The following is a 26,482-nucleotide window of genomic DNA, read 5'->3' as shown; positions in this document are numbered from 1 at the left end:
GGCCCGCGGAAGCGGCGGGGCGGCGGATTCCGGTCAGCCGCGGTCCGCGGACGTGCAGCCGACCAGTACGGCGTTGGTCGCCCGCGCCGTCGTACGGATCGTGACCTCCACGTCCACCTGCTCCTTCGGGGCGTCCACGGTGACGTCCTTGCGTCCCACCTCGGCGCCGCTGTCGGCCTGTGAGCGCAGCGTGCACACGCCGGTGTCGCCCTTGCCCTTGACGACCTCCAGGTGCACCTTGACCGCGTGGTCCGACACCCGGTCCCAGGTGATCACCCGGCCGCTGAGGTCCTGCCCGGCGATGTAGGAGTAGCCGGACCAGCCGACCACGCCGAGGAGCGCCACGCCCAGCACGGCACCGACGATCTTCAGCTTGCGATCCGCACGCCGGTCGGCGGAGCGGCCGTAGCGTCCGTCGGGCAGCCCCTCGCGCACCGCAGTCATGATCGACCTCCTGCCGGGGGCTCCGGAATTAATCGCCCCGTGCTTCGGTCACTATAGGAAACATCTACTCCGGCCTTTCACTGAGGATCGAGTCTTGACTGAGCAGCTGCGACTGATGGCAGTGCACGCCCATCCCGACGACGAGTCGAGCAAGGGCGCGGCCACCATGGCCAAGTACGTGTCCGAGGGGGTGGACGTGCTGGTCGTCACCTGCACGGGCGGGGAGCGCGGCTCCATCCTCAACCCCAAGCTCCAGGGTGACCCGTACATCGAGGAGCACATCCACGAGGTGCGGAAGAAGGAGATGGACGAGGCCCGGGAGATCCTGGGCATCAAGCAGGAGTGGCTGGGATTCGTCGACTCCGGGCTGCCCGAGGGCGACCCGCTGCCGCCGCTGCCCGACGGCTGTTTCGCCCTCCAGGACGTGGAGGCGGCGGCCGAGCCGCTGGTGAAGCTGATCCGTGAGTTCAAGCCGCAGGTCATCACGACCTACGACGAGAACGGCGGCTACCCGCACCCCGACCACATCATGACCCACAAGATCTCGATGGTGGCCTTCGAGGCGGCCGGCGACCCGGAGAAGTACCCGGACGCGGGCGAGCCCTGGCAGCCGCAGAAGCTCTACTACAACCAGGGCTTCAACCGGCCGCGCACCGTCGCGCTGCACGAGGCGCTGCTGGAGCGCGGGCTGGAGTCGCCGTACGGGGAGTGGCTGGAGCGCTGGAAGGAGTTCGAGCGCCGCGAGCGGACGCTGACCACCTACGTGCCCTGCGCCGACTTCTTCGAGATCCGCGACAAGGCGCTGATCGCGCACGCGACGCAGATCGACCCGGACGGCGGCTGGTTCCGGGTGCCGATGGACATCCAGAAGGAGGTCTGGCCGACGGAGGAGTACGAGCTCGCCAAGTCTTTGGTGGACACGTCCCTCCCCGAGGACGACCTCTTCGCGGGCATCCGCAACAATTGACTCCATGATGAGCGCGACTAGCACCCTCGCCGTGACGCACTTCGTCACCCTTGCCGACAGCTTCGACAAGGACAAGGTGACCCCCGGCGTCCTCGGCTTCATCGTGTTCGCGGTCATCGGCGGCGCCGTCTGGCTGCTGATGAAGTCCATGAACAGGCACATGAAGAAGGTCGACTTCGAGGAGACCCCGGAGGCGCCCGCCGCCTCCGGCGGTGCGGAGGTGGCGAAGGGCTCCGCCAAGCGGACCTCGGGCAAGGCGCAGCCGAAGACCGGCTGAGCGGCGCCCCCGGTGCCGGACGGGGTGGGCGGCGGCCGGCCGGCCACCGACCCGTCCGGCGTCGGAGCCGGTGTCCGGGCCCTGGCCCGGGCCCGGACCGGGGTTGTCACTGCCCGGGGGGTATGGACACGCCCATGACCTCGCGCGCGTGGCGGTTCGGGACCATGCCGAGCCGCCATGCCTCCCATCCCGTTTCCAGCTCCACGCCGCGGTCCAGCAGCAGCGCGAACGTCTCCGCACAGTCCTCCAGCTTCGAGTCGCGGGTGGGGTGCCGGTCCTGTACGAGCTGGGCCAGCTCCTCCTGCGCCACGGCCGAGCCGACCACCGAGCCGCCCGGTGAGGCGAACGGCAGCAGCGTGCAGCGCAGGAAGCGGGCCCAGTCCTCGCCGCGCCGGTCGCCGTAGCCGGCGAAGGTGCGCGCCGCCTCGTCGGCCAGCTCCAGCGCCTGCGCCGTGCGGCCGTTGCCCGCGTCGATGATCACCAACTCCAGGCAGGACCAGGCCTCTCCGTGCGGTACGGAGATCCGCTGGAAGTCCTTGCGGGCGTCCTGGAGGAGCTGCCGGGCGAAGCCGCTGTTGCGCAGCGAGCCGGTCTGCGCCGCCCGCAGGTCCCGGGTGACGCGCCCGGAGTGGTGCCGGGCACACGCCAGGCCGTAGCCGTCCTGCATCCGGCTGAACATCGTCCGCGACCGCTCCAGGTGCCGCAGTGCCGCGTCCAGGTCGCCCTGCTCCTCCAGCGACTGGCCGAGGTAGTACAGCGTCCAGGCCTCGCCGCGGGCGTCCTCGTACCGGCGGTGCAGGGGCAGGGCCTGGCGCAGCTGGTCCACCGCGGGGTCCGGGTCGCCGTCCACCAGGCGGGCCCGCGCCAGCTGGGTCATCGCCCACGCCGTGCCGCGGTCGTCGTGCGTACGGCCGTACAGCTCCATGGCCGCGTGGAACTCGGCCTCCGCCTGGGGGACCTCGCCCATGCGCAGATAGACCTGGCCGAGCTGGAAGTGCGCCCACGCCTGGCCGTGCACGCTCTCGCTCTCCCGGTGCAGCTCAAGGGACTCGCGCAGCAGCGCCAGCGCCTCCGCCACCTGCGCGCGGTCGCGCTCGACCGCCGCCAGGGCGTGCAGCGTCCACGCCCGGTCGCCGCGCACGTCGGCGCCGGACTGCATGTCGATGGCCTCGCGCAGCTTGGCCGCGGCCTCCGTCAGATTGCCCTGCTGCTGGAGCGTGATCCCGAGGTCACGCAGGGCGCGCGCGGCGCCGACCGGGTGCTGCGCCTCGAAGTACAGGTCGACCACCGAGGTCAGGGTCGTACGGGCCTTGTCCAGCTCGCCGAGCTGGCGGGCCGCGACACCGGTGCGCCACTGCACGGACCGGGCGAGCAGGCCCTGGTCCGTGGCCTTGGTCAGCTCGCTCAGCTCACCCAGGCGGTAGAGATCACCGCGCAGCAGGCAGTAGTCGGCCAGCGCGCCCAGCAGGTGGGAGACGGTCGCCTGGTCCACGCCCTGGTCGGCGTGGCGCAGCGCGGCCGTGATGAAGCTGGTCTCGTCGTCCAGCCACTGGAGGGCCGCGTCCAGGGAGGTGAAGCCGTGCGAGCCGAAGCGGTCGGCGCGGGTGGACGTACGGCCGTCCACCAGGCGGATCACCGAGTCGGCCAGCTCCGCGTAGCTGCGGATCAGCCGCTCCTGGGCGGTGCCGCGCTCGGCCGGGTCCTCCTCCTCCACGAGGCGGGCGTGCGCGAAGAGGTGCACGAGGGCGTGCAGGCGGTAGCGGTCGCTGCGCACGTGCTCGATCAGCCCCGCGGCGGCCAGGTCGGCCAGCTGCCGCTCGGCCTCCTGCTCGGTCACGCCCAGCAGCGCCGCCGCGGCGGCCGCCCCCAGGCTGGCCCGCCCCACGAGCGCCAATCGGCGCAGCAGGCGGCGGGCGGTCTCCGACTGGTCCGTGTAGCGCAGCCACAGGGCCGCCTCGACCGGTGTCACCCGGCCGGCGTCGGCCGGGCGCGCGGCGCTCGCCTCCAGGTCCGCGGCCAGGGTGGCGGGCGACCGGGAGCCCAGCGACGAACCGGCCACCCGCAGGGCCAGCGGCAGCCCGGCGCACAGCTGCGCTATCCGCTCGACGGACTGGTGGTCGTACGGCCCGGTCTCGCCCTCGGACTCGTCGGCCGTGGCCCGCAGCAGCTCCTCGGTGCCCACCGGGTCCAGCGCGCCCACCGGCAGCTGGTGCACCCACGCCTGGAGATCGCCGGGCAGCCGCATCGGCTCGCGGGTGGTCACCAGCACCAGGCTGTCGGAGCGGTCCGGCACCAGGAGGCGCACCTGCTCCGGGTCCGAGGCGTCGTCCAGCAGGACCGTCACCGGCAGGCCGGTCAGATGCTTGTGATACAGCTCCGTGAGCCGTTTGACGTGCTGCTCCTGGGAGGGCCGCTCCCGGAACAGCAGCTGCTCGCGCGGCGCGCCCGTCCGGTTGAGCAGGTGCAGCAGCGCGTCCCGCGTCGGCAGCGGCGTCTCGCCCGGCGTGTCGCCGCGCAGGTCCACCACGCAGGCGCCGCGGAACTGGTCCCGCAGCTGGTGCGCGGCCCGCACCGCGAGCGCCGTGCGCCCCGAGCCCGGCTCGCCGTGCAGCACCACGACCGTGGGCCGGGTCTCCGTGCTCGCGCGGGCCGCCTGCACCCACTGCGCGATCTGCCGCAGGTGGGCCTGCCGCCCCGCGAACGGCTCCGTCGGCCGCGGCAGGTGGGCGAAGGACTGCTCCAGCACGGACCGCCGGCGGGCCGCCGCGCTGCGGTCGGCACCGCGCAGCTGCGGCACCCGGGACGGCCGCGGGGGCGCGGCGGAGTTGGCGGAGCCGCCGCGCGTCGCCGCCGTCAGCATCCGCTGCTGGTCCAGGAACGGCCGGATGCCGCGCACCTCCAGAGCCGTCAGCCACTGGAGGCGCAGCTGCTCGGGGCCACCCGGCTGGCCGCGCATGCCCGCCCGCCGGTGCGCCGCCGGCCAGTGCCCCGCCGTCAGCTTCACGACCGTAGCCGCGGCGCCCGCGGCCACCACCGCGGCGCCGACGCCGAGGGCCGGGCCGGCGCCCGTGCCGTACGCCAGGTCCGTGCCGAACGCGGCGACCGCCGCGACCAGGGTGGCCACCGCGGGCGTCCCCAGCTCCTTGCGCGACAGCCGCTCGGAGAGCGGCCGGTGGCCGGCCGCCGACTCGTCCAGCGCGTGGACGTACGCGCCGTACTCCTCGGCCGCCTTGCCGGCCAGCTCGTCCAGCGCCGCCTGTGCCCGGGACAGCAGGACGCCCCGGTCCAGCGTCCCGCCCGAGCGGCGCACCTCCTCCTCGACGGCCCGCGCCAGCAGCCCTTGCGCATCCGCCCGGTGACTGTCACGCAGCACGGCCAGTGAGCCCGGCATGCCTTCCCCCTCCTGCAGTTCCCAGCGTCCCGGCGGATTCCGGTCCTTCCGCAATCCCCGGCCTCCCGGCCCGCCCCGACAACCGGGGCAGCACCCCCGTCCCGGCCCCCGCTGATCGGCTTCGCACCCCCAGTCTTCCGCTTCCCCGCCCGATCCGGCAGTCCTGTGGATAACTCCCCGCTCGGTGGGGCGGGTATCCACAGGGCGGGAGAGGGGCTGGGCGGGGGTCCGGGAGGTTTCCCGGTTCCGGCCGCGGTACGCCGGCCGGGGCGGCCGCTGCCCCGACGGCCGTGACCGAAAGCGCAGGGCGTACAACTTCCCTGCGGCAGTCGGCAGTTACCCGTCCATCATTTCAATGGCGGCCACGATAAGGCCACGGGCCGGACAGTTTTTCACCACGGCTTGCGCCGGTGATCCGGCGGCAATCCCCCGACGGCATGATTCCGGTTGCTCCATAAGCGGCGTCAGGGCCCCGGTCCGCGTGATGGGCGAGTGATGTCGGGTATGGGTGCCGAAGCTGTCCCATCGACCCCGGTCGAGAAATCCGCAGCTTGCATGTCGCGAACGTGGAGATCGTTCGCCGCCCGGCATGAAAACTGCCGCAATCCAGGGATTCTGATAATGAGGTTCAACAATCTTCATCCTCGGTTCGGCCGCGAGGTCACCGGGTTCGATGTGCGCGCTCTCGACGCCGAAGCCGTTCATGTGATCCGTACCGAACTGGCACGCTGTGGCGTCCTGGTGTTCCGGGACCAGGTCCTGGACGACGACGCACTGGAGCGCGCGAGCAGGCAGCTCGGCGACGGGCGGCTGGAGGAGCCGGCCCGGACCTGGTCGCACGCGCCGTCGACCCGCTTCGTCAGCTACCTCACCGGTTTCCGGGACGAGTCGGGAAAGCCCCTCGGCGTCGCCGACAACCACACCGACTACTGGCATTCCGACCAGGAATTCCGCTGCGACCCGGCCACCTTGGCCTCGCTGTACTGCCTGGTCCCGCCGACGCGCGGCGGGGCGACGAGCTTCGCCACGACGGCCGTGCACCGGCTCTCCCTCCCGGCCGAGCTCGTCGAACGGGTCCGTCCGCTGTGGTCGACCCGGCGGCCGGCCCCCACGCACGACAACGTGGACCACGTCGAGGTCTCGCACCCCGTGCTTCTCACCTCGCCCCGAGGGGACGGCGAATTCCTCTATGTCAGCGAGAACACCGAGCGGTTCATCGGTGTATCCGACGAAGCGGGCGACGTGCTGAAGGCTCAGCTGCTCCACCACTGCCTGAGTGACCGGAACGTCTACGCCCATGAATGGCGGATGGGCGACTTCGTCGTCTACGACAACGCTCAAGTCCTGCACCGGCGGGAAACCTTCGAAGGGATGCGCTGGCTCAAGGGAACCAAGATCTTCGCTCCGCTGGAGTATTTCGCGGTGCCGGCCGGAGAAGTCGTGGGAGTGGAATCCCCGGCCGGGCGGGACACGGGGGAGACGGAGCTGGCGGCGTCCGGGACGGCGATCGAGGAGCGTGGAAACGTATGAAGATGGCGGAGAAGAGAAACTCGGCCGACGGCAGCATCAAGTACCTGTGGAACGTCCCCAGTTCCGGGAGCACGGTCGAGAGCATCTACTACACGCTCGACGGCGAGCCGCACACCTGTATCTCCACGGAGGCCGGCTGCAACGTCGGGTGCGTGTTCTGCGAGACCGGCAAGCAGCGCAATCTCGGTGACCTGACCAGCCAGGAGATCTACGGCCAGGTGGCGTTGACCGCCGCCGACCTGCCCGACGGAGTTCCGGGCGGCAGGTTCACCAAGGTGGTCGTGGCCGGAATGGGGGAGCCGCTGCTCAATTTCGACAATCTGCGGGACGCCGCCACGCGGCTGCTGGCGGACGGCCTCACCGAACAGGTGACGGTGACGACGTCCGGCATCGTCCCCCAGATGCGCCGGCTGCCGAGCATGCCGATCAGCCTGCTGAGCGTGTCCTTGCACGCGACGACCAACGAGGTGCGCACCCGGCTGATCCCCACGAACAAGACGTATCCGCTGGAAGACGTGCTGGACGCCGCCCGGGAGTACCGGATGGCCTCCGGGGTGCCGGTCATCATGAACTATCTGCTGTTCGACGGCGTCAACGATTCCGACGCCGATCTGGACAGACTGGTGAAACTCCTGGACGGCGACGCCTTCTCGGTCAAGCTCAAGTCATGGAACGAGGTCCCGGACGCGGGGCTTATTCCGTCGCCGCCCGAGCGGTACGAGTACTTCCGCAGCGGGCTGGACGCCGCCGGGCTCGATGTGAGCATCTGCGTGAGCGCGGGTGTGGACGTGGGCGGCGGCTGTGGTCAGCTGCGCAGTGTCCACCGTGAGCTGAAGCGGGCCCGCCGGACGTTTGTCGCCACGCCTTCGGTCGCCGACGCCGGAGGCGGTGTATGACTGCCGCGAAGTCCGAGGTGATGGCCGGGGAACTGGCAGAACTCACCGGCGAGAGCGACGAAGCGGCGAAACGGCTGCGGCGGCTGGCGGCCGGCGCGTACCAGCCCTACGGCAAGGGCGCCGCGCTGAAAGTCCCGAAGGGCGGCCCTATCCGTGCGGGCCGTGCCGGTGGGCTTCCCTTCGATTCGCTCACCACCGACTTGATGCTGGGCTGCCTGCCGGCCTCCCAGGTCTGCTACGGCAGCTGTTTCGCCGCCAAGGGGGCTTTCGAGTCCGGCTACGACTTCGGCACCCGGGTGCCCAACGTGCTGGACGAGGAGGTGTTCCGCGCCGACCTGGCGGCGATTCCGGCCACCCAGGGCTACCTCCGTAACGGCTGGAACAGCGACGCCTCGTGGGACTGGCCGAAGGCCGTACGGCTGACCGAGCTCATCAGGGAATCGGGCCATCACACGGTCTTCATCACCAAGGTGTTCACGGCGTTGCCGGACGAAGCGGCCGTCCGCCTGGCGGAACTCGGCGCGGAGCTGCGCGTCTCGGTCAGCGCCTTCGACAGCAGGCCGCAATTGCGGATGCGGCTGACGGCGATCGAGCAGTACCGCGACGTGGGCGGAGTGGCCGTACCGACCATCATGACGGCCGCGTTCCGCGACGCAGCCCTTGCCCGCAGGCAGGACCGCATCGTGGCCTATTTCTGCGACCGGGATTTCCCGATGGGGGAGAACAGCCTGCGCTTCGTTCCGGGCTCCCCGGTCCTCGACGCGATCGACCACCGGGCGTGCCGCCCCACGGCGGATACGAAGGATCTGTGGAGCGGCCGGTTGTACCCCGATCTCCGGGTGCCGACCCTGACCTGCGTCCCGGCCCGGTACACGGGATTGCAGAGCCCCTATCTGTCGAAGAACGACCCCGATTTCCTCCGGTCCCTCTGGCACGAATCCGTGCCCCTGCACACCGATGTGCTGTCCGACGCGGAGCGCCCCAAGCCACGCCAGTGCGGTGTCGCCCTCGACTGGGACCGCACGATCGGATCCGAACCGACCGGTGGTGAGCACCACGTCGCGGCGGGCGATGCCGCGATGCCGGCGGGAGGCGCGCCGTGACGTCCGGGACGAGCACGCACACTCCGATTTCCACGGCGCCGCCGGGAGCCGGGCCCGGGGCGGCCGAACAGCCGGCGCGCCTTCGGACGGCCGCCATGAACGGCGCGTTCGGTGCGGAGATCACCGGGGTGGACCTCGCCGCTCTCGATGATGCCGCTTTCACCGCTCTCGCCGGCATCCTGCGCGACAGACATGTGCTGTGCATCAGGGGCCAGGCACACCTTTCCCCCGCGCAGTTCCTCGGTTTCGCACGACGCTTCGGGACGGTCACTCCCTACCCGTTCGGCGAACCGATGGAGGGTCTTCCGGAGATTCTGCGCATCATCAAGGAGCCGGAGAGCCGGGGGAACTTCGGCGGCGTCTGGCACACCGATTCCCCCTACCACGAGATTCCGCCGTCGCACACGGTGATCATGGGGATCGATATTCCCGAGAGTGGCGGCGACACCCTGGTGGCCGATATGACCGCCGCGTACGAGGCGCTCCCCCAGGACGTCAAGAGCCGCATCCAGGGCTTGGACGGGGTGTTCACGGCGACCAAGGTCCACGGCAGCGCCGCGGCCGGACTGGAGTTGGGGGACGTGACCCGGGTGGCGGACAGGACGCGCGCCGACCAGGAGTTCCGGCACCCCCTCGTCCGTGTCCATCCGGAAACCGGACTGCCGACGCTCTACGTCAGCGCCTGCCACATGTCGGGTGTGGCCGGTCTTCCGCGCGACGCGGCGCAGCCGCTGATCGACTTCCTGGCGGGCCATGTCGTGCGGGAGGAATTCACCGCACGGATCCGTTGGACGCGCGGAACCGTGGTGGTGCTGGACAACCGCTGTGTCCAGCACAAGGCGCTCAACGACTACCCGGGCCTGCGCCGTGAGATCCACCGGGTCCAGATCACCGACGGTTGCCGCCCGACACGCCGGGGGCAGGAAACGCCATGAGAGCGGACCGGACCATGCAGACGCTCACCGACTTCTACGCCACGGTGCGGTACCGGAGCGCGGAACAGTGCGCCGAGGACGTATCCGCGGCACTGAGCCGCACGAAAGTCGTCAGGGTCTCCGGTGTTCCCGAAGAGGTCGACCACGGGGCCTTCTATCACGGACTGGCTTCGCGGCTCGGCGATTTCCACTTCAAGAACGAAGACGCGCGGACCGCTTCTCTGGAATCCGCCGGCTGGCTGGACATCCGGTACGACCCCGCCGCGGTCGACCAGTCGCTGTACCGCTATGGCAACACCCGGATGCCACTTCACATCGACGGAGCGTACACCGACGTCGAATTCGACATCTTCTTCTTCTACTGTGTGCAGCAGGCGCGGTTCGGCGGCGCGACAGTAGTCGCCGACGGGTCCGAAGTGTTCGACTACCTGTCGGTTTTCGACCCCGGGCTGTTCCAGCAACTCCTGGAGACGGAGGTGCTCTTCGAGAAGGGCGAGAAGCGCCGCGTCTCCACGATCCTCTACTACGACCAGGGAATCCCTTCGTTCAACTGGAGCAGCACCCGCGTCTCCGCCGGGAACCCGCCCGAAGTGATCGAAATGGCGCGTCGCTTCGCGGACTTCTGTGAGCACCAGGTCGTGGACGGCGGGCTGGCGAAGCCGGTTCTGCTGACGCCGGGGGAAGCCGTGTTCATGCACAACCGCCGCCTGCTGCACGGCCGCAACTCGTTCTACGGTGAGCGCTGCCTGCTGAAAGGCGTCCTGCGGTTCGCTCCCGATGCCGTCACATCGGGTCGTGCCGACCAGGTTCCGGCGGAGGCGGCGCGATGACGGTCACGGCGCGCGAACACGAGGCGGGCGGCAGCTCGTACCGGAATCCGCGTACTCCCCAGGAGCACACGCTGTGCTCACTGTTCGCGGAGGCGCTGCGGCTGGACCGGGTCGGTATCGAGGACGACTTCTTCGAGAACGGCGGGGATTCACTCGGTGTCGTGGAACTCATCGAGTCGATCCGCGACACGCTCGGCTTCGACATCGCGCTGAACACGGTCTACGAGCACCCCACCGTCGCCGCGCTGGCCGGCCGGTGCGAGGTGCCCGCGGACGCCGGTGCCGCACTCGATGTCGTACTGCCGCTGCGCACGCTCGGCACGAAACCGCCACTGTTCTGTATCCACCCCGCTTCCGGCCTGAGCTGGGGCTATTCCGGACTGCTGCGCCATCTGCGGGACAGGCCGGTCTACGGCTTGCAGTCGCGTGTCCTGAGCGGTGGCGCGCTACCGGAATCGGTGGAGGAGATGGCAGCCGATTACGTCCAGCAGATCAGGAAGGTGCAGCGGCACGGCCCGTACCACGTCCTGGGCTGGTCGTTCGGAGGGCGGGTGGCGTTCGAAGCAGCGGTGCGGCTTCAGCAGGCCGGAGAGGGCGTGGCATTCCTCGCCCTGCTCGACAGCGCGCCGCCACCGCCACCGCAGGAGCGCCGGGAGATTCCGGCAGCCGGCGAGTCCGATGGATTCGTACTGGAAAACGCCGTCAGACGGTATTTCCTGATGATGCTCGGGGAACTCGACGACAAGGCCGCATCGCCTGGTGCCACTGACCGGCCGCCAGAGGCGTCCGCGCTGGACCTCGAAACCCTCCGGAGCGAACTGGCTGCGTCCGGAAGCCCCTACGGGCTTTTGGGACAGCGCACCTTCCATCGCATGTTCGAGGCGCATCGACGCCATTACGCACTGTCCCGGCGGTACGTCCCCGCCGTGCAGTTCAAAGGACCCATGGCGTATTTCTCCGCCACACAAGGTGAGACGAACGGCCGTCGCGGGAAGAACTGGCAGCCGTTCGTGCAAGGCCCGGTCACTGAATACCCCGTGGAATGTTCCCACCTGGAGATGACCCGGCCGGGCCCACTGGCGGACATCGCCGGGGTACTCGCGGAGTTGCTCGCGGAACTCTGACGCGGAGCGAAGCGGAGGCTGTTGGCGTTGCCGGTGCTCGGTGCCAAAGAGAGGAAAGGCCGAAGCGGTGTGGGCCCGGGCGGTTTGCGCGGGGTGGGCGCGCTGGCGCGGAACCGGCCGTACCGGCTGTACTGGACGGGACAGGTGCTGTCGCAGCTGGGTTCCGACATTTCCGTCGTCGCTCTTGCTTTCGCGGTATTCGACGTCGGGGGCGGACCCGGCAGCCTGGGGCTGGTGCTCGCCGCGCGGATGATTCCGCAGCCGCTGCTGGCAGTGGTCGGTGGCGCGGCCGCCTATCGGACCTCGACGGAACGCGTCATGGTGAGCGCGCATCTGGTCTCCGGGCTGGCCCAGGCGGCGGCCGTGGTTCTCCTTCTCGGCGGAATCGCCCAGGTATGGCACCTGACGCTGTTGGCGCTGGTGACCGGCGCCGCCAATGGCTTCTTCGTCCCGGCGCAGCAGAGCGTCGTCCCGCAGATCGTCGGACCCGAGCTGAGACAACAGGCCAATGCCCTGGTCAGGTTTCCGCAGAACGCCTCGAAGATGGCGGGGCGCGCGGTGGGCGGGGTGGTGGTCGCGTTCGCGGGTCCGGGCTGGGCCATCGCCTGCGACGCGCTGAGTTTCTTCGGCGCGGCGCTGCTGCTCTCGCGGGTCGGTGTTCCGCTGCTGCGAAAGGAGGACGCCGGACAGACCAAGGTCATCCATGATGTGATCGCAGGCTGGCGGGTCTTCAAGAGCCGGCGGTGGCTGTGGGTGATGGTCCTGCAAAACGCCGTCGCCCTGATGGTGTGGCTGGCGAGCGCCCAGGTCATGGGCCCGGTCTACGCGAACGAGGAACTGGGCGGCCCGCGGGCCTGGGGCCTGGCGGTCACCGCGCTCGCGGCCGGACTGGCCGCGGGATCGGCGGCGGCCGTGGCCTGGCGCCCGCGCCGGGCCGGTCCGCTCATCTGCGGGTGCATCGCGACGATGGCCCTCCCGGTCCTGGTGATGGCCACGCACGGGCGACTGGCGGTCCTGTCCCTGGCCATGCTGATCGCGGGCGCCGGGGTGGACACGGCGATGGTGACCTGGACCGGCCTGATGCAGGAGAGCATCCCCGTGGAAGAACTCAGCCGCGTCCTGTCCTTCTCGAACGTGGGCCCCTTGGCGCTGGTGCCCCTCGGGTACGTCCTCGTCGGCCCGGCGGTACAAGCGGTGGGGCTGAACGTCGCGCTGGGCCTCAGCGCCGCCGCGATCCTCGCCGTCGCCGCCGCGCCGCTCATGCTCGACGACGTACGCGCTCTGTCCCGCCGCCCGGTCGAGATCCGTACCGGCGAGGCGGCGGTGGCGTGACGGCCCGGAGCGCGGGCCGGTCTCCGGGCGCCGTCGAGCGGCCGGGGCGGCTCGGTGTTCCCGTGGTGCTGTCGGCCGGTCACCCGGCGTGTCACCGGTGCCGGCGCCGTCAGACGGTCCCCAGGGCGACGGTGACGGGGAAGGGCGCGGCAGCCGTTCTCCCCGTGATGACGCATGAGCACGGTTCGCCGAGCGAGGCGCGCGGGGCGGGCCCGCGCGGGCCCCGCCGATGGGGGCGGGCGCTGTGAGAGGCTGGTCCGTATGAACCGGCTGGCTGGTGTGACCTCGCCTTATCTGCTTCAGCACGCTGACAATCCCGTCGACTGGTGGCCCTGGGGAGCGGAAGCTTTCGAGGAAGCGCGGCGGCGCGATGTGCCCGTGCTGCTGTCGGTCGGCTACTCCGCGTGCCACTGGTGCCACGTCATGGCGCACGAGAGCTTCGAGGACGAGGCCGTCGCCGCGGTGATCAACGAGCACTTCGTGGCGGTGAAGGTGGACCGCGAGGAGCGGCCCGACGTGGACGCCGTGTACATGGAGGCGGTGCAGGCCGCCACCGGGCAGGGCGGGTGGCCGATGACGGTCTTCCTGACGCCCGACGCCGAGCCGTTCTACTTCGGTACGTACTTCCCGCCCGAGCCGCGCCACGGAATGCCGTCCTTCCCGCAGATCCTTCAGGGCGTGCGCAGCGCCTGGGCGGATCGCCGGGACGAGGTGGGCGAGGTGGCGGGGCGGATCGTCGCCGACCTGTCGGCGCGGTCGGTGTCGGAAACGCTGGCCAAGGGCGGTCAGGTGCCGCCCGGCCCGGAGGACCTGGCCACCGCGCTGCTGGCCCTGACCAGGGACTTCGACGCCGTGCACGGCGGCTTCGGCGGCGCGCCCAAGTTCCCGCCGTCCATGGCGCTGGAGTTCCTGCTGCGCCACCACGCCCGTACGGAGTCCGAGGCGGCCCTCCAGATGGTGCAGGCGACCGCCGAGGCGATGGCCCGCGGCGGCATCTACGACCAGCTCGGCGGCGGTTTCGCGCGGTACGCGGTGGACGCGACCTGGACGGTGCCGCACTTCGAGAAGATGCTCTACGACAACGCGCTGCTGTGCCGTACGTACGCGCACCTGTGGCGCGTCACCGGATCGGATCTGGCCCGGCGCGTCGCCGTCGAGACCGCCGACTTCATGGTGCGCGAACTGCGCACCTCGGAGGGCGGGTTCGCCTCCGCCCTGGACGCGGACTCCGACGACGGCAGCGGCAAGCACGTCGAGGGCGCGTACTACGTATGGACGCCCGGCCGACTGCGTACCGTCCTGGGGGAGAAGGACGCGGCCGCCGCCGCGCACTACTTCGGCGTGACGGAGGAGGGCACCTTCGAGGAGGGCGCGTCCGTCCTCCAGCTCCCGGACACCGACGACCTGGTGGACGCCGAGCGGATCGTGAGCATCAAGGAGAGGCTGCGCGCGGCCCGCGACTCCCGGCCGCGCCCCGGACGGGACGACAAGGTCGTCGCCGCATGGAACGGCCTGGCCATCGCCGCCCTCGCCGAGACCGGCGCCTACTTCGACCGCCCGGACCTGGTGCAGGCCGCCACGGACGCCGCCGACCTGCTCGTCCGCGTCCACATGGACGGGCAGGCGCGGCTGCACCGCACCTCGCGGGACGGCGTGGCCGGCACCAACTCCGGTGTCCTGGAGGACTACGCGGACGTCTCCGAGGGCTTCCTCGCGCTCGCCTCGGTCACCGGGGAGGGCGTCTGGGTGGACTTCGCGGGCCTCTTCCTGGACACGGTGCTCGTCCACTTCGCCGCCGAGGACGGCACGCTGTACGACACCGCGAACGACGCCGAGCAGCTGATCCGCCGCCCGCAGGACCCGACCGACAACGCCACGCCGTCCGGCTGGACCGCCGCCGCCGGCGCGCTCCTGTCGTACGCGGCGCTGACCGGCAGCGGCCCGCACCGGGACGCCGCCGAGCGCGCCCTGGGCGTCGTGCGGGCGCTGGGCGGCCGGGCGCCGCGCTTCATCGGGTGGGGGCTGGCGGTGGCCGAAGCGGCACTGGACGGGCCGCGCGAGGTCGCGGTCGTCGGCCCGGACGGTGACCCGGCCACCCGGGCGCTGCACCGCGCCGCGCTCCTGGGGACCGCCCCCGGAGCGGTGGTCGCCCTCGGGGCGCCCGGTTCGGACGAGGTGCCGCTCCTGAAGGACCGCCCGCTGGTGGACGGCCGGCCCGCCGCGTACGTCTGCCGCCACTTCACGTGCGAGCGCCCGACGACGGACCCGGAGGAGCTGGAGGAGAAGCTGCGGGGGTGAGGGAGAGGCCGAGGGGAGGCCGAGGGGGCCGGACCGCGCGGGACCCGGCTCGCGCTCCTTGTGGGAAGCGCGCCCTTGGCCCAAAGTCCTAGGTCCAGCAGCCGACTTGTACTTCACGCGGGCGTCAAGTTCTAGCGTGACGGCATGACGAACCGTACTGAAGGCGGTCTGCCCGCCACCCACCGCGAAGTCCGCCTGGCCGCCCGCCCGCAGGGGCCGGTCACCGACGACCTCTTCGAGGTGGCCGAGGTGCCGGTGCCCCGGCCGGGCCCGGGCCAGGTGCTCGTGCGCAACACGACCATGGCCGTCGCCGCCGTGATGCGCACGCTGATGGACGAGGTCACCGCCGTCCCGATGCCGTCCTTCGTGGTCGGCGAACCGCTGTACGGCTCGGCCATCGGAGTGGTGGTCGAGGCCCCCGGCACCGATCTCACCCCCGGCGACCTGGTGGAACACCACTTCGGCTGGCGGGAGTACGCCCTTGTGGACGCCACCGCCGTACAGCGCCGGGACCGGGACCTGCTGCCCGACCCGGCCGCGTACCTCTCCCAGGGTCCCACCGCCTACATGGGGGTGGTACGAGGTGCCGAAGTACGCGCGGGTGACACCGTTTTCGTGACCGGCGCGGCCGGCGGCGTGGGGTCGCTGGCCGGTCAGATCGCCCGGCTGCGGGGCGCCGCACGGATCATCGGCAGTACGGGGTCACAGCGCAAGGCCGACATCCTGGTCAAGGAGCTGGGGTACGACGCGGCGGTGATCCGCGGCGCGGGCCCCATCGAGGAACAGTTGCGCGCGGCCGCCCCCGACGGCGTCGACGCGGTCTTCGACAACGTGGGCGGCGAGCAGTTGCAGGCCGCCATCGCGCTCGCCAACCGCGGCGCCCGTATCGCGCTCGTCGGCGCGCTGTCCACCCAGCTCTCCGATGCGGGAGCGCACACCACCGAGATCGACACCCTGTCGCTGCTGGCCCGCAGCGTGACCCTGCGGGGCGTCGCGCTCTACGACCACCTCGACCTGATCCCCGAGTGGAACGAGGAGTTCGGGCGCGGGCTGCGGGACGGCACGCTCACGTTCCCGCACGCCCGGCTGCACGGCATCGAGCAGGCGCCGCGCGCCCTCATGGAGCTGATCGAGGGGCGGCACATGGGCGCCGTGCTCGTGGAGCTCTGAGCGGCCGCCCGCGGCGCGGGCCCGCCGGTGCGTCCCCGGCCGACCGCATACGGTCCGAGGAGGACGGCGTACGGTCTGAGTGGCACGACGTACGCAGCGGGGCACCACCGGCCGGGCCCCGTCGGGGGAGGACCGGATGCGCATCGGGGACGCCGCGGCCGCCGCAGGCATGACGGCCAGGGCACTGCGCTACTACGAGGAGCAGGGGCTGGTGACCGCCGGGCGCACGCCGTCCGGCCACCGGGTCTACGCGCCGGAGGACGTACACCGCCTGCGTACGGTGCGCGAACTGCTCGACGCGGGGCTGACCGTGGGGGACATCCGGTCGTTCGCGCCGCTGCTCGACTCGCTGCCGCCGGGCGGCGTCGCCGCGCTGTTCGCCCCGGGGAACGGCGCCCGCGACGGCGCGGAGGGCGACCACGAGGACGGCCCCGGGCGGGACGACTGCCGCGCGGCGGAAGCGGTGGCCCGCCGCCGGCTGGCCGACCTGGACGCCCGGATAGAGCGGCTGACGAGGCTGCGCGGCCGGCTGGCCCGGCAGCTCGGGGAACCGGCCAGGGTGCCGGGGCGGGTGGCTCCGTACGGGAGGGCTCTCAGGGAGTAGGGGAGAGCTCTCGTTGGGAGGGCTCTCAGGGAGTAGGGGGCGAACTCTTACGGGAGCCCTCCGGGAGCAGGGGAGAGCTTTCACGGGAGTCCTGGGCTCTTGCCGCCCCCTCAGAGCCGCAGCCCCCGCGCCAGCACATCCATCGTCCGGTTGACCAGCTCTTCGAGATCGTCCCGCTGCCCGTCCGCCACCCAGCGCAGCAACGCCTCCTGGAGGGCCGCCAGGACGGCCGAGGCGATCACCCGGACCTCCAGGTCGTCGGCGGGCCGCCCGGTGCGTTCCGCCAGTACGGTGCCGATCAGCTCGGTGTGCCGCGCGGCGTTCTCCGCCGTACGGCCGCGGATCGCCGGTACCTCCCGGATGAGCCGGACGCGCTGGACCAGTTCGGCGCGCTCCTCGCCGGCGATGTGCCGCAGCGACTCGACGGCGACGTGCCGCAGCGACTCGGCCACCGTCTCGTCGGCGGGCCGGGCCCGCAGACCGGCCTCCAGGAGTGCGTCGTACTCGTCGGTGAGCACGATGTCCTCCTTGGTGGGGAAGTAGCGGAAGACCGTGCTGGGGGAGACGTCGGCGGCCTCGGCGATCCGGTCGACGTGGGTCGCCTCGTATCCCCGCTCCTCGAAGAGCCGGTAGGCGGCCCGGCGGATCGCCTGCCGGGTCTGGATCTTCTTCCGTTCGCGCAGTCCGACCTTGGGTGCGGCGGGCTGCGCGGCGGTTTCCTGTGCGGAGGCCATGAAGGTCATTGTCGGACATCCCTCGGACCGGGAACCACGGGTGCGGACCGGGCCGCCCGTGCCTTCCTTGACGTCCCCTTGCTCGCCGGAGGGCTGTGGTTTGTCAGTGGCGTGTGTAACGCTGTGGCCAGAGCGAAATCACTGTCAGTGATGCCGGAGGGGGTGTTGCGGGTATGCGTACCGCGATCAATGTGTTCGCCGTGTTCGCGGCAGCGGTGTGTGTCGGAGGTTTCCTCGTCGGGGGCACGGCCGTGGTGGTGGCGCTGGTCCTGGCCGGGGTGGCCGCCCTGACATGGCAGGTGGCCGCGGCGTCGAGACCGCGGCCACGCGTGGGCAGGGGGTTCGCGGGCCGGCGCGGTGAGGGCGTCGGCGCGCGGGGCGGACGAGGGGCCGCGGGCGGGCCGGATGCCGCGCCGGGCGCCTCAGGAATGCGTATAGGCCACCAGTGAGATGCCGACGTAGTGCACGGCGAACGCCGCCAGCGTCAGGGAGTGGAAGACCTCGTGGAAGCCGAACCACCGCGGTGAGGGGTTGGGGCGCTTGATGCCGTAGATGATGCCGCCGGCGCTGTAGAGGATGCCGCCGACGACGACGAGGACGAGGACGGCGATGCCGCCCTTGCGCAGGAAGTCGGGCAGGAAGAAGACGGCCGCCCAGCCGAGCGCGATGTAGCAGGGGGTGTAGAGCCAGCGTGGCGCGCCCACCCAGAAGACGCGGAAGGCGATGCCGGCGAGGGCGGCCGCCCAGACGGCCCACAGGAGTATCTGTCCGCGGGTGCCGGGGATCAGCAGCATGGTCAGCGGGGTGTAGGTGCCCGCGATGATCAGGAAGATATTGGCGTGATCCAGTCGGCGCAGGACCGCGCCGGTGCGCGGGCCCCAATTGCCGCGGTGGTAAAGGGCGCTGATGCCGAAGAGCAGACAGGCCGAGAGGGTGTAGACGGCGCAGGCGATCCGGCCTCGGGTGCTGTCGGCCAGGGCCGTGAGCACCACACCGGAGATGAGGGCGGCGGGGAACATCCCCGCGTGCAGCCAGCCCCGCAGCTTGGGCTTGAGTGGCGCGGCCACCGCGGCGACCGCGGAGACTGCGTCGGCGGCCGCGCTGGTCACGGGGGAAGTGCGGCTTTCGGCGGCGTCGGGCGCGGAAGTCATGGCCGCAATGCTACCTACGCAACCGTAGGTTACGGCTCGGTCCGGAAGTGGTGACGGTCACGAGAACCTCCTCTGGACAGATGTGGATCGGGGTCGGATGATCAAATGAGTGCGGTCGGCACCGGATGAGCGGTCGCGAAGCATCCGGGTCGCAGCCCCCAAGGGGCAGACACCTTCATCAAGCGGGCTCTGCCGGCATGTGCGCAGACAGTGGTCCGACCAAACCCTCATCTAGGAGCGATCGTGGCGCGCGACAACGCGGCTCCCTCCCCCGTCCCGACCAACCACCAGGAGCTGATCTCCTGGGTCGATGAGATCGCAGCCATCACCGAGCCGGACCGCGTCGTGTGGTGCGACGGCTCGGAGGCGGAGTACGAGCGCCTGTGCGAGGAGCTCGTCGCGAAGGGCACCTTCACGAAGCTGGACCCGGTCAAGCGCCCCAACTCGTACTACGCCGCGTCCGATCCGTCGGACGTCGCCCGGGTGGAGGACCGGACGTTCATCTGCTCCGAGAAGGAGGAGGACGCGGGCCCGACCAACCACTGGAAGGCCCCGGCGGAGATGCGCGACATCTTCACCGGTGAGCAGGGCATCTTCCGCGGCGCGATGCGCGGCCGGACGATGTACGTCGTCCCGTTCTGCATGGGTCCGCTCGGCTCCCCGCTCTCCGCGCTCGGCGTGGAGATCACCGACTCGGCGTACGTCGCCGTCTCGATGCGCACCATGACCCGGATGGGCCAGGCGGTCCTCGACGAACTGGGCACGGACGGCTTCTTCGTGAAGGCCGTGCACACCCTCGGCGCCCCGCTCGCCGACGGCGAGGCCGACGTGCCGTGGCCGTGCAACTCGACCAAGTACATCTCGCACTTCCCCGAGGACCGCGAGATCTGGTCCTACGGCTCCGGCTACGGCGGCAACGCCCTGCTGGGCAAAAAGTGCTACGCGCTGCGCATCGCCTCGGTCATGGCCCGCGACGAGGGCTGGCTCGCCGAGCACATGCTCATCCTCAAACTCACCCCTCCGCAGGGCGAGCCGAAGTACGTCGCCGCCGCGTTCCCGAGCGCCTGTGGCAAGACCAACCTCGCGATGCTGGAGCCCACGATCTCCGGCTGGACGGTCGAGACCATCGGTGACGACATCGCCTGGATGCGCTTCGGCGAGGACGGCCGCCTGTACGCGATCAACCCGGAGGCCGGCTTCTTCGGCGTCGCGCCCGGCACCGGTGAGCACACCAACGCCAACGCGATGAAGACCCTGTGGGGCAACTCGGTCTTCACCAACGTCGCGCTGACCGACGACGGCGACGTGTGGTGGGAGGGCATGACCGAGGAGAAGCCCGCGCACCTGACGGACTGGAAGGGCAACGACTGGACCCCGGAGTCGCCGACCCCGGCGGCCCACCCCAACGCCCGCTTCACCGTGCCGGCCGGCCAGTGCCCGATCATCGCGCCCGAGTGGGAGGACCCCAAGGGCGTGCCGATCTCGGCCATCCTCTTCGGCGGCCGCCGCGCCAGCGCCGTACCGCTCGTGACCGAGTCGCTGACCTGGCAGCACGGCGTCTTCCTCGGCGCGAACGTGGCGAGCGAGAAGACCGCGGCCGCCGAGGGCAAGGTCGGCGAGCTGCGCCGCGACCCGTTCGCCATGCTGCCGTTCTGCGGCTACAACATGGGCGACTACATGGGCCACTGGATCAAGGTCGGCGCGGACAAGGACCAGTCGAAGCTGCCGAAGATCTACTACGTGAACTGGTTCCGCAAGGACGACGCGGGCCGCTTCGTGTGGCCGGGCTTCGGCGAGAACAGCCGGGTGCTCAAGTGGATCGTCGAGCGCCTGGACGGCAAGGCCGAGGGTGTCGAGACCCCGATCGGCATCCTGCCGACGAAGGAGGCGCTGGACACCGACGGCCTCGACCTGGCCGACGCGGACCTCGACTTCCTGCTCACCGTCGACAAGGACGTGTGGCGCGAGGAGGCGGCGCTGATCCCCGATCACCTGAACACCTTCGGTGACCACACGCCGAAGGAGCTGTGGGAGGAGTACCACGCGCTCGTACGCCGCCTGGGGTAGTACGGCGAAACGGTCCGGCGGGGACGCGGAAGCGCGCCGGACCGCCACGGTCGACGGCCGGGGCCACGTGCACGAACACGTGGCCCCGGCCGTCTCTGCTCACGGGCGCGGGCGGCTTGCGCTCAGGCCGTCGCCAGCTCCTGCACGGCGGCGTCGGCCTCATGGGCCTCCATGCGCTCGGCCGCCAGCGCGGCGGCGGCGCCGTCGGCCCGCGAGGTGGCCACGGCCAGGGCGCTGCCGGCCAGCATCCGCGCCCGCCGGTGCAGCCGGGGCGCGCGGGCCGGGTCGCCGCCGCCGCTCGGTGCGGCCCGCAGCGGATACGCCCCGCCGCGCAGCCGGGCGACCTGCTCGGCGATGCGCTCGGCGGCGTCGTCCAGCGCGGGGTCGGGCACGGCGGCGCGCAGCTCGTCGGTGACGGTGAGCAGCGCGGTCAGATGGCCGGCGAGCCGGATGTCCAGCTCCTCCGCGCGGGAGCGGTGCGGGACCTCCTGGTCGGCGGCCATGGAGTGGACCGACTTGGTGCGGATCGGTTCGTACATGGGATGGCCTCCTGGCAACGCGGAACGGCGGCTAGGAGACCATCCTAGCTTAGACAGTGTCTAAAGTTGTGATCCGTACAGCCGGGGGTGGGTGTGGCGTGAGTCCCGGAGGCACTCAGTACTGCCCGTAGCCGTCCAGGAACGTGCCGATACGGGTCACCGCGTCCGTCAGATCGTCCTTGTTCGGCAGGGTGACCAGGCGGAAGTGGTCCGGCTCGGGCCAGTTGAAGCCCGTACCGTGCACGATCATGATCTTCTCGGCACGCAGCAGGTCGAGCACCATCTGCCGGTCGTCCTTGATCTTGTAGACCTTCGGGTCCAGCCGCGGGAAGGCGTAGAGCGCGCCCTTCGGCCGGGTGCAGGTGACGCCCGGGATCCGGGTGAGCAGGTCGTACGCGGTGTCGCGCTGCTCCAGCAGCCGGCCGCCCGGCAGCACCAGGTCGTTGATCGACTGCCGGCCGCCGAGGGCGGTGGCCACAGCGTGCTGGGCGGGCATGTTCGCGCACAGCCGCATGTTGGCGAGGATCGTCAGGCCCTCGATGTACGAGGCGGCGTGCGCCTTCGGGCCGCAGACCGCCATCCAGCCGCTGCGGTAGCCCGCCACCCGGTAGGACTTCGAGAGCCCGTTGAAGGTCAGGGTCAGCAGGTCGGGGGCGATGGCGGCGAACGGGGTGTGGGTGACGCCGTCGTAGAGGATCTTGTCGTAGATCTCGTCGGCGCACACGATCAGGTTGTGCCGGCGGGCGATCTCGGCGAGGCCGCGCAGCAGCTCGTCGTCGTAGACCGCGCCGGTCGGGTTGTTCGGGTTGATGACGACGAGCGCCTTGGTGCGGTCGGTGATCTTGCGCTCGATGTCGGCCAGGTCCGGCATCCAGTCCGCCTGCTCGTCGCAGCGGTAGTGCACCGCCGTACCGCCCGACAGCGAGACCGAGGCCGTCCACAGCGGGTAGTCCGGTGCCGGTACGAGCACCTCGTCGCCGTCGTCCAGCAGCGCCTGCATCGACATCTGGATCAGCTCGGAGACGCCGTTGCCGAGGTAGATGTCGTCGACCGACAGCTCGATGCCCTTGGTCTGGTAGTGCTGCATGACCGCGCGCCGGGCGGAGAGCAGGCCCTTGGCGTCGCCGTAGCCGTGCGCCGTGCCGACGGTGCGGAGGATGTCCTCCAGGATCTCCGGCGGGCACTCGAAACCGAAGGCCGCCGGATTCCCGGTGTTCAGCTTGAGGATGCGGTGTCCCGCTGCTTCGAGTCGCATCGCCTCCTCAAGGACCGGTCCCCGGATCTCGTAGCAGACGTTGGCGAGCTTCGTTGACTGGATCACCTGCATGCCAGCCACCTTACGGGCGCGTCATACGCCCCGCCTGGTGTTCTTGTTCACCTTCGGGGGCCGGAGGGTGTGGGTTTGGTCACCTGCCGTGACGGTGCGGAACGTGCCGTTCCGGTGGCGGCCGGGGCGGGGCCGGACCGCCGGGCGGGCGTACTGGCGTACGCTCCCGGCGGGTGCGCGCACGGGGAGGCGCGCACCACGGCGCTGAGCGCCGGTGCCCGCACTCCGGCCGGTGCCGGGCGCGGGACCATCGGCACCGAACCACGGGGGCGACATGGTGTCATCCGCGCAGCGGCTCTCGCTGCTCAACGACGAGCCGGTGGACTCGGCCGGTGGCGACCTGCTGGGCGCGGGCCGCGCCGCCCGGCAGCTCGCCGACCTGCTGATCGCCTCCCGCTCCGCCACCCCCTTCACCCTCGCCGTCGACGCCGGGTGGGGCATGGGCAAGAGCAGCCTGATGCGCCTGGTCGACGCGGAGCTGACGACGGCGCCCGAGGTGCACACCGTCTGGTACAACGCCTGGACCTCGACCGGCGCGGACGCCCTGGAAGGGCTGATCAAGTCGGTGCTGATGCGCTTCGACCGGCGGCTGCTGCGGCGGGCCCTGCACCGGGTCTCCGAACAGCGGGCCGTGCTGCGCGTCCTGCGCGCGCTGGCGACCGTCGCGGCCGGTCCGCTCGGCGCCGCCGGGCTGGTCGACGAACTGTGGAGCAGCCTGTCGGTCAACTCCCAGGCCCGTAACGAGATGCGCGACGCGATCCGCGACCTGGCCCAGGAGTGGGCCGAGACCGCGGCCTACTCGCCGCGCCGGATGCTCGTCGTCTTCATCGACGACCTGGACCGCTGCCCCGAGGAGACGGTGCTGGCGGTGTGCGAGGCGGTCAAGGTCTACCTGGACGTACCGGGGCTGGCGTTCGTGATCGGCTGCGACCGGTCCGCGATGGGGCCCAGCGGCCTGCTGCGCGACCTGTCCCCGGCCGGCGCCACCTTCATGGAGAAGATCTTCCAGACCAGCTACCGCATCCCGGTGGCCGACGGCCAGGGCGTACGGGAGTACATCAGGTGGTGCGCGCGCACCGCCGGGATCGAGCAACTCCTCGACGAGCCGCTGGTCGATCTGCTCGCCGAGCGCTCGGCCCGCAACCCGCGCCGCATCAAACGGCTGGTCAACGGCTTCGTCCTGGAGGCCACCCTGAACCCGATGTGGGCCGACCACCCGCCGGAGGCGGTGCTGCGCACGTTACTGATCCAGTACTTCTACGCCGACTTCTACCGGATGATGACCAGCCCGCCGGGCGCCGACGGGGGCGATGTGATCGCGGACTTCTGTACGTACCGGCGGGTGCGGACGCTGCTGCGGACGTCGGCGACCGTGTCCGACGAGGAACGGCCGGTGGTCGAAGCCTTCCTGGCGCAGCGCGACGTACCGCGGAACCTGACCGACCCGTACGCCGTGCTGGAGCGGCTGGAACGCGAACTGCCCACCGTCTTCCCCGACATGGTCACCGACCCCGCGTTCAACTCCCTGCTCGACGGCCTGCTCGACCTGCCGCGCTCCGAGAACCTGGTGCGCAGGCTGCGCGAGGGGGCGCCGGCGCTGGTGGCGGCGCCGGGGCGGGAGCAGCCGGACGTCGGGGCCGGGGCGATACCGGACGCCCGCACCGGCACGGTCGTACGGCGCACGGCCGGCTTCCCGGGCGTCGACCCGCAGGCGCCCCTCGTCGGCCGCACGATTCTCTGGGTCGACGACCGCCCCGAGAACAACACCTCCCTGGCCGCCTGGTTCCGCCGGGAAGGGGCGACCGTGGAGATCGCCGTGGACTCCGGGGCCGCCGACGCCGCCATCGCCGCCCGGATGCCGTCCCTGATCATCTCCGACATCGCCCGCGGCACGGACGACCGGGCCGGGTTCGCGCATGTGGCGGCGCTGCGCCGGGAGCGGCGCTACACCGGCCCCGTCGTCTTCTTCGCCGGCCGGGTCACGCCCGCCCGCCAGGACACCGCCCGCGAGCTGGGCGCGCTCGGCGTGGCGGCCGACGCGGACGAGCTGATACGGCTGATCAGAGGCGCGTTCGCCGGACCGAGCGCCCCGCCAGTACCTCCGTCCGCCGCCCGTCCTCGATGACGAACCGGCCGTCGATCAGGACGTGCGGAATGCCCGTCGGCAGGGTGCGCGGCGCGTCGAAGGTGGACCCGGCGGCGACCGTGTCCGGGTCGAAGAGGACCAGGTCGGCGCGGTGGCCCTCGCGGACCAGGCCGCGGTCGGGCAGCCGCAGCCGCGCCGCCGGGCGCCCGGTCAGGTGCGCCACGCACTCCTCCAGCGACAGCACGCCCAGCTCCCGCGCGTACGTCCCCAGGTACTTCGGGAACGTGCCGTACGCCCGCGGGTGCGGCTTGGCGCCCTGGAGGATGCCGTCGCTGCCGCCGGTGTGCACCGGGTGGCGCATGATCGCGCGGACGTTCTCCTCGTGGCCGACGTGCTGGAGGATCGTCGGGCCGAGCCGGTCCTCGACCAGCAGCCGGCGGGCCGTCGCCCACGGCTCCTCGCCGCGCTCCCGCGCCGCTTCGGCGACCGTACGGTCGACGTACCCCGCCAGCGCCGGGTCCGAGACGCCGGAGATCTCGATGGTGTCCCACTCGATCGGCACGCCGTGGCAGCCGTCCGCGCCCTCCACCTCCATGACGTGCCGGATGCGCTCCGCCGCCGCGTCGTCCCGCAGCCGGGCCAGGATCGCGTCGGGGCCGCCCTCGCTCGCCCAGCTCGGCAGCATGGCGACCAGCGTCGTGCAGCCGGGTGTGTACGGATAGGTGTCGAGGGTGATGTCGGCGCCGGACGCCAGGGCCTCGTCGAGGAGGGCGAGGAGTTCGGGGGCGCGGCCCTTGTTCACGCCGAAGTTCATGGTGGCGTGGGCGAGGTGAAGGGCGCAGCCCGCCTCCCGGGTCAGGCCGAGCATCTCCGCGTAGGCCTCCAGGGCGCCCGCGCCGTACGAGCGGTGGTGCGGGCAGTAGTAGCCGCCGTAGCGGGCCACGACCCGGCACAGTTCGGTGAGTTCGGCGTCGTCCGCGTACATGCCGGGGGTGTAGGTGAGGCCGGAGGACATCCCGACCGCGCCCTGCTCCATGCCCTCCGCGACCAGCTGCCGCATCCGGTCCAGCTCGCCGGGCGTGGCCGCGCGGTCCTCCCAGCCCAGCGCCAGCATCCGCACGGTGCCCTGCGGGACGAGGTACGCCGCGTTGACGGCGATGCCCTGGCCGCCGAAGCCGTGGTCGAGGCGGTCCAGGTACTCGCCGACCGTGCGCCAGCCGAAGTCGATGTCCGAGCCGTCCCCGTTCCAGCCGGTGATCTGGGCGCGCACCTCGGCGAGCGTACGGTCGTCGACCGGCGCGTACGACAGGCCGTCCTGCCCGATGACTTCGAGGGTCACGCCCTGCGCGGTCTTCGCCTCGTGCGCCGGGTCGCGCAGCAGCGCCAGGTCGCTGTGCGCGTGCATGTCGATGAAGCCGGGGGAGAGGGCCAGGCCCGCGCCGTCCACGACGCGTGCGGCGCCGGGGCGCGGCCCGGAGTCGGTCTCCCGGCGGATCTCGGCGATCCGGCCGCCGTCGAGGGCGACGTCCGCGCGGTAGGAGGGAGTGCCGGTGCCGTCGATGACGCGTACGTCGCGGACCACGGTGTCCATGACCGAACTGCCTTTCCTGTCGAACGAAGGCCGGGGCCGGGCCGCGGCGTGCGGCCGTAGCGTACGGGCCCCGCTCCGGTGAAGGG

General features: G+C 71.4%; 21 protein-coding genes. 14 read left to right on the top strand and 7 right to left on the bottom strand.

Annotated elements, in window-relative coordinates:
- Positions 1-33: 33 nt before the first annotated feature.
- Complete coding sequence (locus tag CP973_RS34790; RefSeq protein WP_150247941.1) at positions 34-444, bottom strand: DUF4307 domain-containing protein; 411 nt, start codon at positions 442-444, stop codon at positions 34-36.
- A 94-nt stretch (positions 445-538) separates the two neighbouring features.
- Between CP973_RS34790 and mca the strand changes: the two genes are divergently transcribed.
- Complete coding sequence (gene mca, locus CP973_RS34785) at positions 539-1,411, top strand: mycothiol conjugate amidase Mca (protein WP_150247939.1); 873 nt, start codon at positions 539-541, stop codon at positions 1,409-1,411.
- A 7-nt stretch (positions 1,412-1,418) separates the two neighbouring features.
- Entirely contained in the window at positions 1,419-1,688 is a 270-nt protein-coding gene (locus CP973_RS34780) for an RAMP4 family protein (protein ID WP_425282079.1), read from the top strand.
- 106 nt (positions 1,689-1,794) lie between these two features.
- On the opposite strand, the gene CP973_RS34775 is transcribed toward CP973_RS34780, so the two are convergent.
- Positions 1,795-5,079, bottom strand: coding sequence for a tetratricopeptide repeat protein (locus CP973_RS34775; protein WP_150247935.1), 3,285 nt, complete (start codon positions 5,077-5,079; stop codon positions 1,795-1,797).
- Positions 5,080-5,700: 621 nt separating this feature from the next.
- Here CP973_RS34775 and CP973_RS34770 point away from each other — a divergent pair.
- From CP973_RS34770 to CP973_RS34725, 10 genes are all read left to right on the top strand, one after another.
- The gene (locus tag CP973_RS34770; protein ID WP_167538571.1) at positions 5,701-6,609 is read left to right on the top strand and encodes a TauD/TfdA dioxygenase family protein; all 909 of its coding nucleotides are present in this window, start codon (positions 5,701-5,703) and stop codon (positions 6,607-6,609) included.
- A 2-nt stretch (positions 6,610-6,611) separates the two neighbouring features.
- Entirely contained in the window at positions 6,612-7,505 is an 894-nt protein-coding gene (locus CP973_RS34765; RefSeq protein ID WP_167538570.1) for a radical SAM protein, read from the top strand.
- On the top strand, positions 7,502-8,608 hold the full coding sequence (locus tag CP973_RS34760) for a hypothetical protein (protein ID WP_150247929.1): 1,107 nt from the start codon (positions 7,502-7,504) through the stop codon (positions 8,606-8,608). Before CP973_RS34765 ends, CP973_RS34760 begins: the two co-directional genes overlap by 4 nt.
- Before the next feature lie 95 nt (positions 8,609-8,703).
- On the top strand, positions 8,704-9,543 hold the full coding sequence (locus tag CP973_RS34755; RefSeq protein WP_150247927.1) for a TauD/TfdA dioxygenase family protein: 840 nt from the start codon (positions 8,704-8,706) through the stop codon (positions 9,541-9,543).
- A gap of 14 nt (positions 9,544-9,557) precedes the next feature.
- Positions 9,558-10,373 (top strand): TauD/TfdA family dioxygenase, encoded by an 816-nt coding sequence (locus CP973_RS34750; protein ID WP_167538569.1) that lies wholly within the window; start codon positions 9,558-9,560, stop codon positions 10,371-10,373.
- Positions 10,370-11,497, top strand: coding sequence for an alpha/beta fold hydrolase (locus tag CP973_RS34745; protein WP_150247923.1), 1,128 nt, complete (start codon positions 10,370-10,372; stop codon positions 11,495-11,497). The genes CP973_RS34750 and CP973_RS34745 overlap by 4 nt, the downstream gene beginning before the upstream one ends.
- A 69-nt stretch (positions 11,498-11,566) precedes the next feature.
- The gene (locus tag CP973_RS34740) at positions 11,567-12,829 is read left to right on the top strand and encodes an MFS transporter (protein WP_167538568.1); all 1,263 of its coding nucleotides are present in this window, start codon (positions 11,567-11,569) and stop codon (positions 12,827-12,829) included.
- Positions 12,830-13,090: 261 nt separating this feature from the next.
- Positions 13,091-15,127, top strand: coding sequence for a thioredoxin domain-containing protein (locus tag CP973_RS34735; protein WP_150247919.1), 2,037 nt, complete (start codon positions 13,091-13,093; stop codon positions 15,125-15,127).
- Positions 15,128-15,271: 144 nt separating this feature from the next.
- A complete protein-coding gene (locus tag CP973_RS34730; protein ID WP_150247917.1) occupies positions 15,272-16,297 on the top strand; it encodes an MDR family NADP-dependent oxidoreductase in 1,026 nt (341 codons plus the stop codon).
- Positions 16,298-16,433: 136 nt separating this feature from the next.
- Positions 16,434-16,901, top strand: a complete 468-nt coding sequence (locus CP973_RS34725; protein WP_150250708.1) for a MerR family transcriptional regulator — start codon at positions 16,434-16,436, stop codon at positions 16,899-16,901.
- A 110-nt stretch (positions 16,902-17,011) separates the two neighbouring features.
- Here CP973_RS34725 and CP973_RS34720 read toward each other — a convergent pair whose 3' ends face one another.
- Both CP973_RS34720 and trhA read right to left on the bottom strand, forming a co-directional pair.
- Complete coding sequence (locus tag CP973_RS34720) at positions 17,012-17,644, bottom strand: TetR/AcrR family transcriptional regulator (RefSeq protein ID WP_150247915.1); 633 nt, start codon at positions 17,642-17,644, stop codon at positions 17,012-17,014.
- Positions 17,645-18,057: 413 nt separating this feature from the next.
- Positions 18,058-18,786: a PAQR family membrane homeostasis protein TrhA gene (trhA, locus tag CP973_RS34715; RefSeq protein ID WP_150247913.1), complete on the bottom strand. Its 729-nt coding sequence runs from the start codon at positions 18,784-18,786 to the stop codon at positions 18,058-18,060.
- Between the two features lie 243 nt (positions 18,787-19,029).
- Here trhA and CP973_RS34710 point away from each other — a divergent pair, with 243 nt between their 5' ends.
- The gene (locus CP973_RS34710; protein WP_150247911.1) at positions 19,030-20,853 is read left to right on the top strand and encodes a phosphoenolpyruvate carboxykinase (GTP); all 1,824 of its coding nucleotides are present in this window, start codon (positions 19,030-19,032) and stop codon (positions 20,851-20,853) included.
- A 122-nt stretch (positions 20,854-20,975) separates the two neighbouring features.
- Here CP973_RS34710 and CP973_RS34705 read toward each other — a convergent pair whose 3' ends face one another.
- Positions 20,976-21,392, bottom strand: coding sequence for an SCO4983 family protein (locus CP973_RS34705; RefSeq protein WP_150247908.1), 417 nt, complete (start codon positions 21,390-21,392; stop codon positions 20,976-20,978).
- 115 nt (positions 21,393-21,507) lie between these two features.
- Positions 21,508-22,719: a pyridoxal phosphate-dependent aminotransferase gene (locus CP973_RS34700; RefSeq protein WP_150247906.1), complete on the bottom strand. Its 1,212-nt coding sequence runs from the start codon at positions 22,717-22,719 to the stop codon at positions 21,508-21,510.
- 274 nt (positions 22,720-22,993) lie between these two features.
- Between CP973_RS34700 and CP973_RS34695 the strand changes: the two genes are divergently transcribed.
- Complete coding sequence (locus CP973_RS34695) at positions 22,994-24,844, top strand: P-loop NTPase fold protein (RefSeq protein ID WP_167538566.1); 1,851 nt, start codon at positions 22,994-22,996, stop codon at positions 24,842-24,844.
- On the opposite strand, the gene CP973_RS34690 is transcribed toward CP973_RS34695, so the two are convergent.
- Positions 24,780-26,396 (bottom strand): N-acyl-D-amino-acid deacylase family protein, encoded by a 1,617-nt coding sequence (locus CP973_RS34690; RefSeq protein WP_150247904.1) that lies wholly within the window; start codon positions 26,394-26,396, stop codon positions 24,780-24,782. The two genes, CP973_RS34695 and CP973_RS34690, sit on opposite strands and share 65 nt — an antisense overlap.
- Positions 26,397-26,482: the final 86 nt, after the last annotated feature.

This window comes from Streptomyces albofaciens JCM 4342 (assembly GCF_008634025.1).
Lineage (GTDB): Bacteria > Actinomycetota > Actinomycetes > Streptomycetales > Streptomycetaceae > Streptomyces > Streptomyces albofaciens.
The sequence above is the reverse complement of the archived record's forward strand: the minus strand, read 5'-3'. Positions and strand labels throughout refer to the sequence as shown.